18 protein-coding genes are annotated in these 16,736 nt (G+C 54.8%); 9 read left to right on the top strand and 9 right to left on the bottom strand.

Annotated elements, in window-relative coordinates; translation table 11 throughout:
* Positions 1–119: 119 nt before the first annotated feature.
* The 3 genes from NWV12_RS09350 (at position 120) to sodC (ending at position 1,904) form a co-directional block, all read left to right on the top strand.
* On the top strand, positions 120–359 hold the full coding sequence (locus NWV12_RS09350; RefSeq protein WP_008500587.1) for a DUF1289 domain-containing protein: 240 nt from the start codon (positions 120–122) through the stop codon (positions 357–359).
* Positions 360–407: 48 nt separating this feature from the next.
* A complete protein-coding gene (locus NWV12_RS09355; RefSeq protein WP_032638255.1) occupies positions 408–1,304 on the top strand; it encodes an aldo/keto reductase family oxidoreductase in 897 nt (298 codons plus the stop codon).
* A gap of 81 nt (positions 1,305–1,385) precedes the next feature.
* A complete protein-coding gene (gene sodC, locus NWV12_RS09360; RefSeq protein ID WP_047061660.1) occupies positions 1,386–1,904 on the top strand; it encodes a superoxide dismutase [Cu-Zn] SodC in 519 nt (172 codons plus the stop codon).
* Here the strand turns inward: sodC and NWV12_RS09365 are convergent.
* The 3 genes from NWV12_RS09365 to NWV12_RS09375 are packed head-to-tail and all read right to left on the bottom strand — an operon-like array spanning position 1,883 to position 5,015.
* Positions 1,883–3,916: an FUSC family protein gene (locus tag NWV12_RS09365; RefSeq protein WP_048979496.1), complete on the bottom strand. Its 2,034-nt coding sequence runs from the start codon at positions 3,914–3,916 to the stop codon at positions 1,883–1,885. The genes sodC and NWV12_RS09365 overlap by 22 nt on opposite strands.
* Positions 3,916–4,776: an HlyD family secretion protein gene (locus tag NWV12_RS09370; protein WP_048979497.1), complete on the bottom strand. Its 861-nt coding sequence runs from the start codon at positions 4,774–4,776 to the stop codon at positions 3,916–3,918. Before NWV12_RS09370 ends, NWV12_RS09365 begins: the two co-directional genes overlap by 1 nt.
* Before the next feature lie 2 nt (positions 4,777–4,778).
* Positions 4,779–5,015 carry a DUF1656 domain-containing protein gene (locus tag NWV12_RS09375; protein WP_032657739.1) on the bottom strand — a complete coding sequence of 79 codons (237 nt, stop codon included), beginning with the start codon at positions 5,013–5,015 and terminating at the stop codon, positions 4,779–4,781.
* 186 nt (positions 5,016–5,201) lie between these two features.
* On the opposite strand from NWV12_RS09375, the gene slyA reads away from it, so the two are divergent.
* Positions 5,202–5,642, top strand: a complete 441-nt coding sequence (gene slyA, locus NWV12_RS09380) for a transcriptional regulator SlyA (protein WP_033145325.1) — start codon at positions 5,202–5,204, stop codon at positions 5,640–5,642.
* Between the two features lie 35 nt (positions 5,643–5,677).
* On the opposite strand, the gene NWV12_RS09385 is transcribed toward slyA, so the two are convergent.
* Positions 5,678–7,039 (bottom strand): GGDEF domain-containing protein, encoded by a 1,362-nt coding sequence (locus NWV12_RS09385; RefSeq protein ID WP_048979501.1) that lies wholly within the window; start codon positions 7,037–7,039, stop codon positions 5,678–5,680.
* A 199-nt stretch (positions 7,040–7,238) separates the two neighbouring features.
* Complete coding sequence (gene slyB, locus NWV12_RS09390; RefSeq protein WP_023311367.1) at positions 7,239–7,706, bottom strand: outer membrane lipoprotein SlyB; 468 nt, start codon at positions 7,704–7,706, stop codon at positions 7,239–7,241.
* A 255-nt stretch (positions 7,707–7,961) separates the two neighbouring features.
* Between slyB and anmK the strand changes: the two genes are divergently transcribed.
* The 5 genes from anmK to pdxY all read left to right on the top strand — a co-directional run bounded on the left by anmK (position 7,962) and on the right by pdxY (position 12,544).
* Positions 7,962–9,086, top strand: a complete 1,125-nt coding sequence (gene anmK / locus NWV12_RS09395) for an anhydro-N-acetylmuramic acid kinase (protein WP_048979505.1) — start codon at positions 7,962–7,964, stop codon at positions 9,084–9,086.
* 93 nt (positions 9,087–9,179) lie between these two features.
* Positions 9,180–9,503 (top strand): C-type lysozyme inhibitor, encoded by a 324-nt coding sequence (gene mliC, locus NWV12_RS09400; protein WP_023311369.1) that lies wholly within the window; start codon positions 9,180–9,182, stop codon positions 9,501–9,503.
* A 57-nt stretch (positions 9,504–9,560) separates the two neighbouring features.
* The gene (gene pdxH / locus NWV12_RS09405) at positions 9,561–10,217 is read left to right on the top strand and encodes a pyridoxamine 5'-phosphate oxidase (protein ID WP_024909355.1); all 657 of its coding nucleotides are present in this window, start codon (positions 9,561–9,563) and stop codon (positions 10,215–10,217) included.
* A 125-nt stretch (positions 10,218–10,342) separates the two neighbouring features.
* Positions 10,343–11,617, top strand: coding sequence for a tyrosine--tRNA ligase (gene tyrS, locus NWV12_RS09410; protein WP_033145328.1), 1,275 nt, complete (start codon positions 10,343–10,345; stop codon positions 11,615–11,617).
* Positions 11,618–11,683: 66 nt separating this feature from the next.
* Positions 11,684–12,544, top strand: coding sequence for a pyridoxal kinase PdxY (pdxY, locus tag NWV12_RS09415; protein WP_048979560.1), 861 nt, complete (start codon positions 11,684–11,686; stop codon positions 12,542–12,544).
* 60 nt (positions 12,545–12,604) lie between these two features.
* Here pdxY and gstA read toward each other — a convergent pair whose 3' ends face one another.
* The 4 genes from gstA to NWV12_RS09435 form a co-directional block, all read right to left on the bottom strand.
* Positions 12,605–13,210, bottom strand: coding sequence for a glutathione transferase GstA (gstA, locus tag NWV12_RS09420; RefSeq protein WP_048979515.1), 606 nt, complete (start codon positions 13,208–13,210; stop codon positions 12,605–12,607).
* A gap of 105 nt (positions 13,211–13,315) precedes the next feature.
* Positions 13,316–14,824, bottom strand: a complete 1,509-nt coding sequence (gene dtpA / locus NWV12_RS09425; protein WP_033145330.1) for a dipeptide/tripeptide permease DtpA — start codon at positions 14,822–14,824, stop codon at positions 13,316–13,318.
* A 591-nt stretch (positions 14,825–15,415) separates the two neighbouring features.
* A complete protein-coding gene (nth, locus tag NWV12_RS09430) occupies positions 15,416–16,051 on the bottom strand; it encodes an endonuclease III (protein WP_048979523.1) in 636 nt (211 codons plus the stop codon).
* Positions 16,048–16,734, bottom strand: a complete 687-nt coding sequence (locus tag NWV12_RS09435) for an electron transport complex subunit E (RefSeq protein ID WP_023617347.1) — start codon at positions 16,732–16,734, stop codon at positions 16,048–16,050. Before NWV12_RS09435 ends, nth begins: the two co-directional genes overlap by 4 nt.
* Positions 16,735–16,736: the final 2 nt, after the last annotated feature.

Raw genomic sequence — 16,736 nt, forward strand, 5'->3', positions numbered from 1 at the left:
GGCCGAGTATAGAGAGGGAAGATTAGTGAAACCTTAATGCCACAAATCTGTGATACGGCCTTGCACGCGGCGCGATTAACGTCTTCACTGTAGGTGAGAGTAGCTATCGGGAGGTGAGTGTGGCAGAGCAGCTGGAGTTTTTCCCCATCCAGAGCCCGTGCCGGGGTATTTGTCAGGTCGATGAACGCGGATATTGCCGCGGGTGCATGCGTACCCGCGATGAGCGTTTTAACTGGCAAAACTTTAGCGACACGCAAAAGCAGGAGGTGTTACGCCTTTGCCGACAGCGTCTTCTGCGCAAAATACGCGCAAACAAAGCGGGTGAGACCGAAGAACCCCAGCAACCTTCACTTTTTTAACACGGTAATTGCGTATACTTATGACATTACGTCCTTGAGGAAAATGTTATGGTTCAGCGAATTACCCTTGCCCCCCAGGGGCCAGAATTCTCCCGTTTTGTGATGGGCTACTGGCGTCTGATGGACTGGAATATGTCCCCGCTCCAGCTGGCGAGCTTTATTGAAGAGCACCTCGATTTAGGCATCACCACGGTTGATCATGCGGATATTTACGGTGGCTACCAGTGCGAGGCCGCGTTCGGCGAGGCGCTTAAGCTGGTTCCGGCCCTGCGCGACCGCATGGAGATCGTCACGAAGTGTGGGATTGCCACCACGGCAAAACCTGAACATGCCCTCGGTCATTACATCACCGACAGCGCGCATATCATCAAGAGCGCCGAGCAGTCGCTGGTCAATCTGGCGACCGATCGTATCGACCTGCTGTTAATCCACCGCCCCGACCCGCTGATGGATGCCGATGAGGTAGCGGAAGCCTTCCTGAACCTGCATCAGAGTGGAAAAGTGCGTCACTTCGGCGTGTCTAACTTTACCCCGGCACAGTTTGCGCTGCTTCAGTCTCGTCTGCCGTTCACCCTCGCCACCAACCAGGTTGAGATCTCCCCGGTACACCAGCCGCTGCTGCTGGATGGTACCCTCGATCAGCTGCAGCAGCTGCGCATTCGCCCAATGGCCTGGTCGTGTCTGGGGGGCGGTCGTCTGTTTAATGATGATGAATTCCAGCCGCTGCGCAACGAGCTTGAAACCATCGCCCGCGAACTGAACGCGGAGAGCATCGAACAGGTGGTTTACGCATGGATCCTGCGCCTGCCGTCAAAACCGCTGCCCATTATCGGCTCCGGCAAAATAGAACGCGTGCGTTCTGCACTGGCCGCTGAAGAGCTGCAGATGACCCGTCAGCAGTGGTTCCGCATCCGTAAGGCCGCGCTGGGTTACGACGTACCATAAACCGCCTGAAAGTGGCTTTCCGGTGAAATCTTTGCCTCTGGTATACACTTAAGGGGCAAAAAATAACCCGCGGAGGTCACTATGAAGCGTTTTGCTCTGGCACTGGTCACGCTGGTTGTTTGCGCAGGGGCGCAGGCAGCCAGTGACGAAGTGGAAATGAATCTCGTCACCCCACAGGGTGTGGGTCAGTCCATCGGAACGGTGAAAATCACTGAAACCGATAAAGGGCTGGAGTTCGCCCCCAACCTCAAAGCCCTCCCTCCCGGTGAACATGGTTTCCATGTTCATGCCAAAGGCAGCTGTCAGCCCGCTTTAAAAGAAGGTAAACCGTCTGCGGCGGAAGCGGCAGGAGGGCACCTCGATCCGCAGCATTCCGGCAAGCATGAAGGCCCTGAAGGAATGGGGCATTTAGGCGATCTGCCTGTGCTGGTGGTGAATAACGACGGTAAAGCCACCGATCCTGTTGTCGCGCCGCGACTGAAAAAGCTGGATGAGGTGAAAGGCAAGGCGCTGATGATCCATGTCGGCGGCGACAATATGTCCGATCGGCCTAAACCGCTTGGCGGCGGCGGAGCACGCTATGCGTGCGGCGTGATCTGATCCCCAATCGTTCCCGGTGGCGGTGCCTGTTCCAGCTGCGACAGCGAGCAGTGCAGGCGCCAGATTATTGAGGCCAAATCACGGGCTGCGGGCAGATGATGCTGTGCCAGCGTATCGCAGATCCGCTGCAGTTCATTCAGCGTGGCTTCCAGCGGCCGCTGCTGGACACCGCGCTCGCTCATTACATCGCGCAGCAGGGAGATGCAAACATCACGAACCTGCGACAGCGGATCGGAACGCGTTTCCCACGCGCGCAGCTGCCAGACCACGTGCGAGCAGTTCAACAGCACCACGCCCCAGCGCAGCAGCCAGCGCCGGGACAGCGCGTCCTGGCTGTTATTCAGCTGGCTGACGTGATGATAGACCAGCGATTCATATTCGTTTTCGCTCAGATGCGGTTTACGGCTGAGCTGGTCGACAAACCCTCTGCGTAGCTCCCGGATATGCCTGCGGCTCTTGCGTGCATCGGAGCCGGGACGTAACACCGCGAAAGCCAGCCACGCCAGCCCCACGCCAAGGATCTTCGCCAGGTTGTCATTGAGAAAATCGGCGTAATCATAAACCGGTGGATTCGTCACGGAGATAAACGAGCCCATAAAGACAATCAGCTGTCCCCAGAGGCCCGCCAGCTTAGGCATTTGCAGCTTCAGAAGCTGCATGGTGGTTAACAGGGGAAACAGGAAAAGCAGGAACTGCCACAGATCGCTTATCTGCACCATCAGGCCAAACTTCACCACGAAGCTGAACAGCGACAGCAGCACCAGCGTGCGCAGCAGCAGCGTAAGCGAGTTGAACGGCGAGGCCGCCACGGAGTAAAGCACGCAGCTGATCGCGGCAAGCGTAAGGGCCGCCGTACCGGACTCCCACTGCGTGGTAATGCTCCACGCCCCCACCAGCATCAGCGCACAGAAGGTGCGAAAACCGCTCCACAGCGCTTCCAGATAGTCGGTATGGCGCGCAAGTGCCGGGCTGCCGGGGACGTTGAACTCCGTCAACGGGGTCGCGTTTTCGACGGCCGTAATCCAGCGGCTGCTGCGCAGGTACAGCCGACAAAAGTAATTCAGGCGCTGCCAGAAGGCGCGATGGCGGTAGTCGTACTCATCAACCGGGGCGAGCGGGGCGATAATCCGCGCTACGGTGTAAATGTCCGCATCCGGGCGCGCAAGGGCCGCGAGCAGCGTTTCAATCACGGCCCGGGTATTTTCAGGCGGCGTCGGCCAGTTGAGCAGCATCCGGCGCAGGCTGGAGATGGCGCTGGTCATGCGCAGCTGCTGGTGCAGCAGATAGTTAAGAAGTGTGTTCTGGCGGCGAAAGCGGTAGTGGCTCCAGAACGCCTGAATGCGCAACAGATTCATCGTCAGGATCTGTCCGATAACCTTTTCATGCGCGAGGCGGATATCGTCGCTGGAATCCGGTTGCCACAGCAGGCTCGCGTGTTCCAGTAATCGGGTATGCATGGTTTTTAGCGCGGTGATGAGCGCGGTGCCGTCGGATGTGCTGGGGAGGATCATCATCATAAAGCCGCCGCTGAGGATCCCGACAATCACTTCACAGACGCGCGCCTGGGCAATATCCCACAGCTCGGTGGTGTCGAGCACGTTAACCACCGGAAAGGCGATGATGGCGGCGGTATAGCCCGCCAGCTGAAACGCGTAGGCGACGTTATTGGTAAAATGGGCGCAGGCCCAGGTACAGCACCCCAGCCATGCCGCCATGCTCAGCATGAACAGCCACGGATCGTTCAGCGTATGGCCCGCGATAATTAACGCCGCGGTGGCGCCCAGCAGGCTGCCCGCGATGCGGCCAAGGCTTTTACTGATCACTCCGCCTACCGTCGGAAAACTGACCACCGCCGCAGACGTCATCGCCCAGTAGGGCTCATCCAGGTTAAGGTAATAAGCCACAGTCAACGCAAGACACATGGCAATGCCGTTACGCAGCGCGTAGCGCCACTGGGGACGCGTTGCTTTCATCCACGGCGTGTTTTGCCAGGAGATACCCTGCAGCTTCATCACCGGTTTCCGATGGAGACAGTGCAGGTGGTGCCGGATACCAGGGTAATGTCCTCCGGCAAGCGGTCAAACTCCACGCGAACCGGAACGCGCTGGGCCAGACGCACCCAGGGAACGTTCGGCTTTATGTCCGGCACCAGGCCTGAATCCGTTTCAACACTTTGATCGTAAATAGCGCGGCCAATGCTGGACACGTGACCCTGTAACTTTTGAGGGCCGCTGTAAAGCGTTATTGCGGCTGGCGAACCCTCGCGAATATGCCGAAGCTTGGTCTCTTCGAAATAGCCCACGACGTAGAAGGAGTGGCTGTCGACGAGGGCGAATATCGGTTGTCCCGTGGTGGCATAATTCCCCACGCGGGCCGAGAGGTTGGTCACCCATCCATCAACAGGTGCCGTAATCACGGTTTGGGTCAGTTGCCACTGCGCTTGCTTCAGCGTCGCCTCCGCCACGTTGACGCTAGCCTGCATCGCCTTAACGTTGATATTGGCGGTGTCTAAATCTTCCGCTGAGATGTAGTTTTGCGACAGGTGGCGGCGGCGGTTGGCCTCGTTGTTGGCCTTTGCCAGATCCGACTGGGCTTTAGCCAGCTGCGCCTGGGCGTTCAGGATCGCAATGTGGTACGGGGTGTCGTCGATGCGGAATAAAATGTCTCCCTTTTTGACGAACTGGTTATCCTTAACCAACAGCGTCGTAATACTTCCCGACACCTGAGGGGTAATGCTGACCTGCTCGGCGCGGACTTTGCCATCACGCGTCCAGGGCGACTGCATATAAAAATTCCACATCCACCAGCCCGCAACCAGCGCGAGGGCAAGGACTAACAGGGTGGAAAAGTACTTTAGCGTTTTAAGGGACATATTCACCACACAGTCAAAACGGCAAGGCCCAGGCATACGGAAAGGGCAAACAGGGAAAGATCCATCAGCATGGGATGCCAGATTTCGCCGGAGTACATCCAGTCGCGAAGCAGACGATGCGCGATGAGCCAGAGGATAAAGCCCACCAGAACGGCCTTAAACAGGGGAGGAAAGTAGACTGACGCACCGAAGATCAGGTCCTGAAGGGGTAAACCCTCTGAGCGATGAAAAAACGTCACGGGCAGAAATCCTTTGCAGTGAACAGAATGCCGCGTTGGCTTGTCTTAGTATGATGAAGCATCACAATTCAGTGTAAGTCATACTTTTAAGTTCGATGAATGCAGTATTGCATTTGTTTTGGCAATACAAATGCTGCACACTATTCTAAAATCAGTATAATAACTTAGCAAGCTAATTATAAGGAGATGAAATTGGAATCGCCATTAGGTTCTGATCTGGCAAGGTTGGTACGCGTCTGGCGTGCTCTGATTGACCATCGCCTGAAACCTCTGGAACTCACACAGACGCATTGGGTCACGCTGCACAACATTCATCAGCTGCCGCCCGAACAGTCGCAAATTCAACTGGCAAAAGCGATAGGGATTGAGCAACCGTCGCTGGTGCGCACGCTTGACCAGCTAGAAGAGAAGGGGTTGATCTCGCGGCAAACCTGCGCCAGCGATCGTCGCGCCAAGCGGATTAAACTCACCGAGAAAGCGGCGCCTATCATCACGGAAATGGAAGCCGTGATCACTAAGACGCGCGGTGAAATCCTGTCAGGCGTTTCACCGGCGGAGCTGGAAATGCTCATCAGCCTCATTGGGCGCCTTGAGCAAAACATCCATGAGCTACAGTCGCGCGACTGACAAACAACAAGGCCTTGCAGCAGCAAGGCCTTTTTTTACTTAAAGGCGACCACGCGGTTACGGCCCGTCTCCTTCGCTTCATACATCGCTTTGTCGGCATTTTCCACGCACGTTTCTGCGGCTATTGCGGGTGACGTTGCCGTAAATACCCCCATGCTGATGGTGATTGGCTCCGGTAGTTGACCGCCGCTGCTGGCGTTATCGAAGCTGCTCAGATTTAACCGTATGCGTTCCGCCACCTGATACGCCGCGTCTGATGAGGTGTTGGCCAGCATCAGAACAAACTCCTCACCACCGATACGGGCCGCGATGTCCTGGGGGCGCACGGAATCCATCAGCAGATTAGCAACAAACTGCAGGACCTTGTCGCCCTGAAGATGCCCGTAGGTGTCGTTGATACGCTTGAAGCGATCGAGATCGCTGACGATGACGGAAACCGGACGGCTGGGTTTGGCGATATCCAGCGCCTGCTTTAATGTTTCATAAAAATAACTGCGGTTATACAGGCGCGTCAGCGGGTCGCGAATGGAGTTCTGGTAAGACTGCTGATACTTAACGTGCGAGTCGCGATACAGCCTGAAAACATCGTAGAGCAGAACAAAAATGATCATCAGCGTGGCGACGGTTTCAAATAAGCGAGCGCGATACCAGGAGACATCTTCAACATGTCCACCCACTAACAGCATTGAGAGCGTGACGATATAGCAGACGCACAGAAAATTACCGCCCACCCAGAATAAGTTGCGTATACGCGTAATAAACATCAGCGTGGCTAATGTGACCACCCAGAGTGCAATCAATGCAATATTAATAAAGTGGCTCCAGAGAACCATAAACTCACGGGTTTCATTATCAACAAGATCAATGGATAAAAAGGAAGAATGACTGGAATACATCCAGGCCAAACCTACTGCAAAGACGGTAAACAGAAACTCGCCGCTCACAATAGCGATATGTGCCAGCCGCGAAAGGGGACAATTGCGCGTGGTATAGAGTATTGACGAAACGATTATTAGCACCGCCATTAAGAGATGGCGGAACATATAGAAAATCATCGCATCGTTGTAGTTCACCGCGTTGAACTGATAGAGGTCCAGCCAGGCGGGAAAGCTGCACAGCGTTCCGACCATCAGCGATGCCGACCCGGCAAAGGCAAAAGCGAGCGATACCAGATACAACCGTTTTCGGTCACACCAGTATTTCATTGCCATAAAACAGGCAATAAACAGATCAAACACCAGTAAAAAAATGGTGAGCGTAGGGAACAAGTGAGACGAAAAGGTAGGAACCCATTCGGCAATTTTTGAAAACAGGGCGTGTAATATGCCGATAACAGCAATACAACCTAGACAGAACGAGATATAACGGCCCTTTAAAGAACGGCGATTCGCAAACATATATGGTTTTAATGACTTTATAATGAATTAAGGGGAGGGTATTGCGGAGAGTGTAATCAATTAGCACGCTAAATACTTTGCGCAGAAACAATATATGGCGTGGTTAATAATGGGTAGGGTGAATGTATTTTGTAAATATATTTGTGGGAGTGATAAATAATGTAAATGGATGTGGCCTGATGGCCACATCCATTTTTAATTAACGTGGTGAAACGGTCACCTGACTTCCGTTGCTTGCCAGAACAACGCGCTGGCCTGCAGAGAAGCGAGTGCTGCCTTGTTTCTGAACAACCATGATCGTGCTGCCGTCGTCTTTACGAATTTCCAGCTCTACGCCCTGGGTTTTGTTCATCGCACCCTGAACGCCCTGGCCGGCTACGCCACCCGCAACGGCGCCTGCGGCCGTTGCCAGAGAACGGCCAGTGCCGCCGCCGACGGTATTACCGAGGAAACCACCCAGCACGGCACCGCCGATTGCGCCCATCACGTTGCTTTCATCACCACCCTGGATCTGTACAGGGCGTGCGTTAACAACGGTACCGTAAGTCACGTTCTGAACCTGTTTCGCTTCAGAAGCGCTGTAAACGTCGCCAGAAAGTGAACTGTCATTCACACAGCCAGCCAGAGTTAAACCAATCAGCGAAACGCCCAGTACACGTAAAATCATTTGAATCTCCTGTTCACCAAAAACGCCCGATTGGGGGCATCCGTTATGGCTAAATTATATGGCATAAGGGGCCATAGTTCATATCTTTGCACTAACAATAAGAAAATTGTACTTGAATTTGACTTAACGAGACATAAACAGGATCCGCCCGTGTTACCCGTCTGACATTGTTAAAAAATATTATCGCCGGATGGCAAAGCTGCGCCGTTTATGGTTGAGTGGATATCCTTAGCCCACGCAACGTAAGGAAAGCGCATGAAATCGGGTCGCTACATTGGTGTGATGTCAGGCACCAGTCTGGATGGGGTAGATGTCGTTCTGGCCGCCATTGACGAAAACATGGTGGCGCAGCAGGCGAGCCTGACCTGGCCAATCCCCATTTCACTGAAAGAGGATATTCTGAGTATCTGTCAGGGGCAGCAGCTGACCCTCTCCCAGCTTGGACAGCTTGATGTTTGCCTGGGGGCGCTATTTGCGGATGCAGTGCAGGCTTTGATGCAAAAAGAACATCTTCGCCCGCAGGATGTGGTGGCCATCGGCTGTCACGGACAAACGGTCTGGCATGAGCCCGGCGGAGATGCCCCGCATACTCTGCAAATCGGCGATAACAACCAGATTGTGGCGAAAACGGGCGTGACTGTGGTAGGCGATTTCCGTCGTCGCGATATCGCCCTTGGCGGGCAGGGCGCGCCGCTGGTACCCGCGTTCCATCAGGCGTTACTGGCGCACCCTACAGAACGTCGCATGGTGCTCAATATTGGCGGGATTGCCAACCTGTCAATGCTCATCCCGGGACAGCCCGTCCGCGGCTACGATACCGGCCCGGGCAATATGTTAATGGATGCCTGGATCTGGCGGCAGTGCGGAAAACCGTATGATAAAAACGCGGAGTGGGCGAGCGGGGGAAAAGTGATTATTCCGCTGCTGCAGTCGATGCTGAGCGATCCTTATTTTGCCCTGCCGGCCCCTAAGAGCACGGGGCGTGAATACTTCAACCTGGGCTGGCTTGAGCGTCAGCTGGCGCCATTCCCGGCGCTCGCGCCGCAGGATGTCCAGGCGACGCTTGCCGAGCTGACGGCCGTGTCGATCTCCGAACAGGTTCTGCTCAGCGGCGGATGTGAACGCCTGCTGGTGTGCGGCGGAGGAAGCCGCAACCCGCTGGTGATGGCGCGTCTTGCGGGGCTACTGTCGGGTACCGAAGTGACCACGACCGATGAGGCCGGCATCAGCGGGGATGATATGGAAGCGCTGGCCTTCGCCTGGCTCGCCTGGCGCACCATTGCCGGACTGCCGGGCAACTTGCCGTCGGTGACCGGCGCGCGTGAGGCGAGCGTCCTCGGGGCGATTTTCCCGGCAAATCCTCGTCATAATCAGAGTTAACTGAAATTCAGCGCGGCGCGTCATCGTTAGAATGGAACGAAACAGGAGGGCAGCCATGCCCTCCAGGACCAGGAAAGTCTTCGGAATACGCCCATGAAAAAACTTCTTCTTATTGCCGCGCCTTTATTGCTGTCAGGATGCAGCGTCTATAACCAGCTTCTTGAGCGCATGCAGACTGATACGCTGGAGTATCGCTGCGATGAAAAACCGCTGACCGTCAAGCTGAATAACCCACGTCAGGAAGCCAGTTTTGTTTATGACAATAAATTGCTGACGCTGAAGCAGGGGATGTCAGCCTCCGGCGCACGTTATTCCGACGGTATCTACGTCTTCTGGTCGAAAGGCGACAGCGCCACGGTCTACAAACGCGACCGCATTGTGCTGAACAATTGCCAGCTCGAAAATCCGAAGCGTTGAGATTTTTACAGGGGCGGCGCACAATAGCGCCACCCACTCTCAATGTCAGCTAACGCCATGTCAGATAACGACGAACTGCAGCAAATTGCGCATCTGCGCCGTGAATACACTAAAGGCGGCCTGCGTCGCCAGGATCTTCCCGCTGAGCCCCTCGTGCTTTTTGAACGCTGGCTGAAACAGGCCTGCGAAGCGAAACTCGCCGACCCAACCGCCATGGTTGTCGCGACGGTGGATGAAAACGGCCAACCTTATCAGCGCATCGTATTGCTCAAGCATTATGACGAGAAAGGGCTGGTGTTCTATACCAACCTCGGTAGCCGTAAGGCGCACCATTTAGAAAACAATCCGCGTATCAGCCTGCTGTTTCCCTGGCACATGCTGGAACGTCAGGTAATGGTCACCGGCAAGGCGGAACGTCTCTCGACGCTGGAAGTGGTGAAGTATTTCCACAGCCGCCCGCGCGACAGCCAGATTGGCGCCTGGGTATCAAAACAGTCCAGCCGAATTTCCGCCCGCGGCGTGCTGGAAAGTAAATTCCTGGAGCTGAAACAGAAGTTCCAGCAGGGTGAAATTCCTTTGCCAAGCTTCTGGGGCGGTTTCCGCATCCCGATTGAGCAGATGGAGTTCTGGCAGGGGGGCGAACATCGCCTGCACGACCGCTTTTTATACCAGCGCGAGAATGGCGGCTGGAAAATCGACAGACTGGCACCGTAATCCCCGAAATTTGTTGATTTAAGCGCTAGCGCACACCGCGCTTGCGCTTTATTCTATTGTCCTTTCGCATCAGGCGAAAAGTCGTGTACCGGCAAAGGTGCAGTCGTTTATACATGGAGAATTTGATGGCAAGCAGTAACTTGATTAAACAATTGCAAGAGCGGGGCCTCGTGGCCCAGGTGACGGACGAGGAAGCGTTAGCAGAGCGACTGGCGCAAGGCCCGATCGCGCTCTATTGCGGCTTCGATCCCACCGCTGACAGCTTGCATTTGGGGCATCTTGTTCCATTGTTATGCCTGAAACGCTTCCAGATGGCGGGCCATAAGCCTGTTGCGCTGGTGGGCGGCGCGACCGGCCTGATTGGTGACCCAAGCTTTAAAGCCGCTGAGCGTAAACTGAACACCGAAGATACCGTGCAGGAGTGGGTGGATAAGATCCGCAAACAGGTTGCACCATTCCTCGACTTCAACTGTGGTGAAAACTCTGCCATTGCCGCGAACAACTACGACTGGTTTGGCAGCATGAACGTGCTGACCTTCCTGCGCGACATCGGCAAGCACTTCTCTGTTAACCAGATGATTAACAAAGAGGCCGTGAAGCAGCGTCTGAACCGTGACGACCAGGGTATCTCCTTTACCGAGTTCTCCTACAACCTGCTGCAGGGTTATGACTTTGCCTGCCTGAACAAGCTGCACGGCGTTTCCCTGCAGATTGGCGGTTCCGATCAGTGGGGTAACATCACCTCCGGTATCGACCTGACCCGTCGTCTGCACCAGAACCAGGTCTTCGGTCTGACCGTTCCGCTGATCACCAAGGCAGACGGCACCAAATTTGGGAAAACCGAAGGCGGCGCGGTATGGCTCGATCCGAAGAAAACCAGCCCGTACAAATTCTACCAGTTCTGGATCAACACGGCGGATGCCGATGTTTACCGCTTCCTGAAGTTCTTCACCTTTATGGACATCGAAGACATCAACGCGCTGGAAGAAGAAGACAAAAACAGCGGTAAAGCACCGCGTGCCCAGTACGTGCTGGCGGACGAAGTCACCAAACTGGTTCACGGTGAAGAAGGTCTGGCCGCGGCAAAACGTATTACCGCAAGCCTGTTCAACGGTACCCTGAGCGATCTGAGCGAAGCGGACTTCGAACAGCTGGCGCAGGACGGCGTGCCAATGGTTGAGATGGAAAAAGGGGCTGACCTGATGCAGGCGCTGGTGGACTCTGAGCTCCAGCCTTCGCGCGGTCAGGCGCGTAAAACCATCGCGTCTAACGCTATTACCATCAACGGCGAGAAACAGGCTGATCCGGAATACACCTTCGTTGACGGTGACCGTCTGTATGGTCGCTACACGCTGCTGCGTCGCGGTAAGAAAAACTACTGCCTTGTCTGCTGGAAATAATTAACAGTCTCCAGGGGCGTGGGAAACCACGCCCCTTTTGTGTTTTCAGGGTTTGGTAAGAAAAAAATGAAGAACATCCTCGCCATTCAGTCCCACGTTGTTTTTGGACACGCTGGCAATAGCGCCGCGGAATTCCCGATGCGTCGCCTCGGCGTCAACGTCTGGCCCCTTAATACCGTGCAGTTCTCTAACCACACGCAATACGGCAAATGGACCGGCTGCGTAATGCCGCCTTCGCACCTCACCGAGGTTGTGCAGGGGATTGCCGATATCGACCAGCTCAGACGCTGTGACGCCGTGCTGAGCGGCTACCTCGGCTCAGCGGAGCAGGGGGAGCATATCCTCGGCATCGTACGTCAGGTGAAAGCCGCAAACCCGGCGGCAAAATACTTCTGCGACCCCGTCATGGGCCATCCGGAGAAAGGCTGTATCGTGGCGCCAGGCGTCGCAGAGTTTCACGTCCGCCACGCGCTGCCCGCCAGCGATATCATTGCGCCAAACCTGGTCGAGCTCGAAATTCTCTGCGAGCGTCCGGTTAACAGCGTAAAAGAGGCGGTAAGCGCGTCTCGCGAACTGATCGCTCAGGGGCCTGAGGTGGTGCTGGTAAAACATCTCGCCCGCGCAGGGCTGAGTCAGGACCGTTTTGAGATGCTTCTGGTGACGAAAGATGACGCCTGGCATATTAGCCGTCCGCTGGTGGATTTCGGCCTGCGCCAGCCGGTTGGGGTCGGAGATGTTACGAGTGGTCTGCTGCTGGTGAAATTACTGCAGGGGGCGACGATACGTGACGCGCTGGAACACGTTACCGCGGCGGTGTACGAAATCATGATTGCGACGAAAGAGATGCAGGAATATGAACTGCAGGTGGTTGCGGCACAGGATCGTATCGCGAAGCCGGAGCACTATTTCAGCGCAACCCGGTTATAGCCAGCCAAAACGTGTAGGCCGGGTAAGCGTTAGCGCCACCCGGCAACACAGGCCGCTCGGTTAGTTCAACCCTTCCGCTTTCAGCGCCGCAGCCACTGCAGGACGCTCCGCCACGCGTTTCATATACGATGCGATATGGTCTAACCCTTCCAGGTTCAGCTTAACCGCGCGCGCCCAGCGCAGCACGGTAAACAGATACGCATCGGCAATCGTGAAGCGCGAACCACAAATCCACTGTTCGTCTCTCAGCGATTCGTTAACGTACTGCAGCTTTTTCTCAAGAAGCGCACGCAGGGTCGGTTTGAACTCCTCTGGCGTATCCGGGCGGAACAACGGCGTAAAACCTTTGTGCAGCTCGGTTGCAATGTAGTTCAGCCATTCCAGCGTCTTATAGCGAGAAATGGTACTGACCGGAGCCAGCAGCTGGCGATCGGGTACGCTATCGGCCAGGAACTGCATAATCGCGACGCCTTCGGTCAGCAGAGTACCGTCATCCAGCAAGAGCGCCGGAACTTGTCCCTTGGGGTTAATGGCAAGAAAATCATCGCCATTTTCCAGACGCTTTTTCATCAGATCAACGCCGTCCAGCGTGAAATCTTTGCCGCTCTCGCGCAGGGTGATATGGGAAGCAAGAGAGCACGCGCCCGGTTTGTAGAACAGTTTCATCGGTAACTCCTTTTTGCTGAGGTTTCAGCTATGTTAGTGCGCCAACGGACAAAAAAAAAGCCGCTAATACATTAGCGGCTTCTGTTCTGTCGTTTCTCAATAATCTTACGCGGTAGCGGTTTTGGTCGCTTCAGCCGTCTTGTCGTCGTCCTGAGTCATACGATTCAGTTTCGGCGCGGTCAGCAGCATCAGAACTGCAATAACCGCAGTAGCGATACCAATCTGCATGAACACGGTACCGTAGACGTTCAGGGAGACCAGTGGGTCAGTGACGTTTTCCGGCACAGCCATCAGGTTCGCAATTTTACCCGCAATGATTGCCGCACCGGCAGTGGTCAGGAACCAGCTACCCATAATGAAGCCCATCAGACGCTGCGGCACCAGCTGTGCAACCATCGCCAGACCCAGACCGGAGATCATCAGTTCACCGATAGACTGCAGCGCGTAGCTCAGGATCAGCCAGTTAACGGACACGATACCCGCGTCGGTGGCAAATTTGGTACCCAGCGGCAGCACCAGGAACGCGCCGGAGCACAGCACCATACCGATCGCAAACTTGTGCGGCATTGGCAGACGGTCGCCCATCTTGTTATAGATAGCGGCCAGAATCGGGCTACCAATCATGATCCAGAACGGGTTCAGCGCCTGATACTGTTCCGGCTCGAACGCGATGCCCAGAATTGAGTGCTCAACGTTACGAATGGCGAAGAAGTTCAGTGAGGTTGGCATCTGGCTGTACAGCACGAAGAAGATAATCGCTTCCAGCATCAGAATGAACGCCACAATCATCTTGCGACGGGCAGCACCCTGCATGGCGAACGCTTCTTTCGCAAAGATAACCACGATACCCAGCGCGACCACGCCCAGAACGGCACGGGCGATACCCTGGTTGTGCAGCAGCCAGGTGGCGATTGCCGCGAGGACAACAACGCCCACGATGGTGGCCAGCAGTTTGCCCATATGCACAGGCTCGAAGTCAGGTTTTGAACCGTAGTCTTTAACCCAGCTGCGGCAGAACAGGAAGTTGACCACGGTGATCAGCATGCCCACGAAGCTCAGCGCAAACGCCACGCTCCAGCCGAACTTCGCCGCAAGCCATGGGGTTGCCAGCATCGAGAAGAACGAACCGATGTTGATGGACATGTAGTACATGGTAAATGCACCGTCCAGGCGCGGATCGTCTTTGTTATAGCAGGTAGAAAGCAGGGAGGACGGGTTCGCTTTGAACAGACCGTTACCGACGGCAATCGTCGCCATACCCATATACACGACAGCGGCATCATGCCCTGACCATGCAACCAGACCATAGCCAATCGCCAGGACAATGGCGCCCAGCATGATGACGCGTTTAGTCCCGAGGACTTTATCACCCAGCCAGCCGCCAATAGCGACCAGACCGTACACCAGAGCACTAAAGGAAGAGAACAGCGTGATGGAATCGGCTTCGGACATACCCAGCTGTTTTACCAGGTAAACCGCCATGATCCCTTGCAGGCCGTAATAACCAAAACGCTCCCATAACTCGATAGAGAAGATGAGATAGAACGCTTTAGGCTGTTTAAAAGCGTTAAGACTCACGCTTTCATCTGTTGGTTTATTGTTTGCAGTAGACACATATACCTCTTTTTTTACATCCCATATTAACGGGGGTGTTCATAGCGTGATGGCCGTAGTCCATACGCCTTATAGTTATATTGGGAGGAGAAACGGCGGGTAATGTTCACTATCCTGCCCCATCTGGCAATACGTTTGTAATAATCTGTTACATATATCTGAAGTGGTATAATCGTCGGTTCATATAAATGTTATTCAGCGTTAAATTTCATACGATGAGTAAAGGTAGTTTTTTCGACTGGCAATAACCCACCCCGACCGGCTTTTGGCGATATGTTCTGCTATTTGCCGCTTAATGCAGTGATATGGGCCATATTCTGAAAAATAGCTGGTCTTATCTTCGGTGATGGAAGGAGAGTATCTTGTCAGACAAAGGGTTTAGGAGGATTTTGACAACAAAAATTCAACATGAAGTTATCAGGGTGATCGCGATCACAGACATATAGAAATTTTTGGCTATGAAAAAAGTATTAACCTGTTTGAGCGTTAAACAACCGAACAAGTGACAGGTCAGGGGGAATGAAAGACGGACAAATAACGGCCAAAAGAAGGGTGCCTGGTAGCCCTTCTTTTGGTAAGGGATTGTGACGATCAGGGATACACTTTTTCTTTGTATTCGCAGAGATCTTCAATAATGCAGGAGCCGCAGCGAGGCTTACGGGCAATACAGGTATAGCGACCGTGCAGAATCAGCCAGTGATGGCAATCAACCTTAAATTCGGCCGGAACCACCTTTAACAGCTTCTCTTCGACCTGCTCAACATTTTTCCCCGGCGCGAAGTTAGTCCGGTTAGACACGCGGAAAATATGCGTATCCACGGCGATGGTCGGCCAGCCAAACGCGGTGTTGAGCACCACGTTCGCAGTCTTACGCCCCACGCCCGGTAAGGCTTCCAGCGCGGCGCGATCTTCCGGTACTTCGCCTCCGTGCTGTTCCAGCAGGATCCGGCAGGTCTTAATCACATTTTCGGCTTTGCTGTTAAACAGGCCGATGGTTTTGATATAGGACTTCACGCCTTCCACGCCTAGCTCCAGCACTGCTTTCGGCGTATTGGCGACCGGATAGAGCAGGGCAGTGGCTTTATTGACGCTCACATCGGTCGCCTGTGCAGAGAGCAACACCGCGATCAGCAGCTCAAACGGGGAGGTAAAATTCAGCTCCGTCGTCGGGTGCGGGTTCTCGTCCCGCAGACGGGTCAGGATCGCAATGCGCTTTTCTTTATTCATGAAGCCTTCTCGGGTGTCCCTTCCAGAACGCTACGCTCAGCCGCGCGGCGCTTACGTTTCTCATCAATCAGGTATTTTATCGCCAGCATCATGCCAAGGCCAATAAACGCGCCAGGGGGCAGCATTGCCAGCAGGAATGGCGTATCGGTGTGGAACACTTCAACGCGCAGCGCTTTGGCCCAGCCGCCCAGCAGCGCATCTGCGCCGTCAAACAGCGTACCGTTACCGAGGATCTCGCGCAGCGAGCCCAGCACGAACATGGCGCAGGTGGCGCCCATTCCAATGGAAAAACCATCCAGCGCCGACATGGCGGGGCTGTTTTTCACCGCGAACGCTTCCGCACGGCCAACGACGATACAGTTGGTGACGATAAGGGGAATAAAGATCCCGAGCGACTGGTACAGGCCGAACGCGTAGGCGTTAATCAGCATCTGGACGATACTGACCACCGACGCAATGATCATGACATAAATCGGAATACGAATTTCCGACGGCGTCCAGCGGCGCAGGGCGGAGATGGAGAGGTTGGTCAGGGTCAGCACCAGCGTGGTTGCCAGACCCAGACCGAGCGCGTTGGTGGCGGTGGACGTTACCGCCAGCAGGGGACACATCCCCAGAAGCTGGACCAGCGCGGAGTTGTTTTTCCACAACCCCTGTACAATAACCTCTTTAACCTGGCTCATGA

It is taken from the genome of Enterobacter sp. Crenshaw, assembly GCF_024734705.1.
In the GTDB taxonomy this organism is placed as follows: domain Bacteria; phylum Pseudomonadota; class Gammaproteobacteria; order Enterobacterales; family Enterobacteriaceae; genus Enterobacter; species Enterobacter asburiae_B.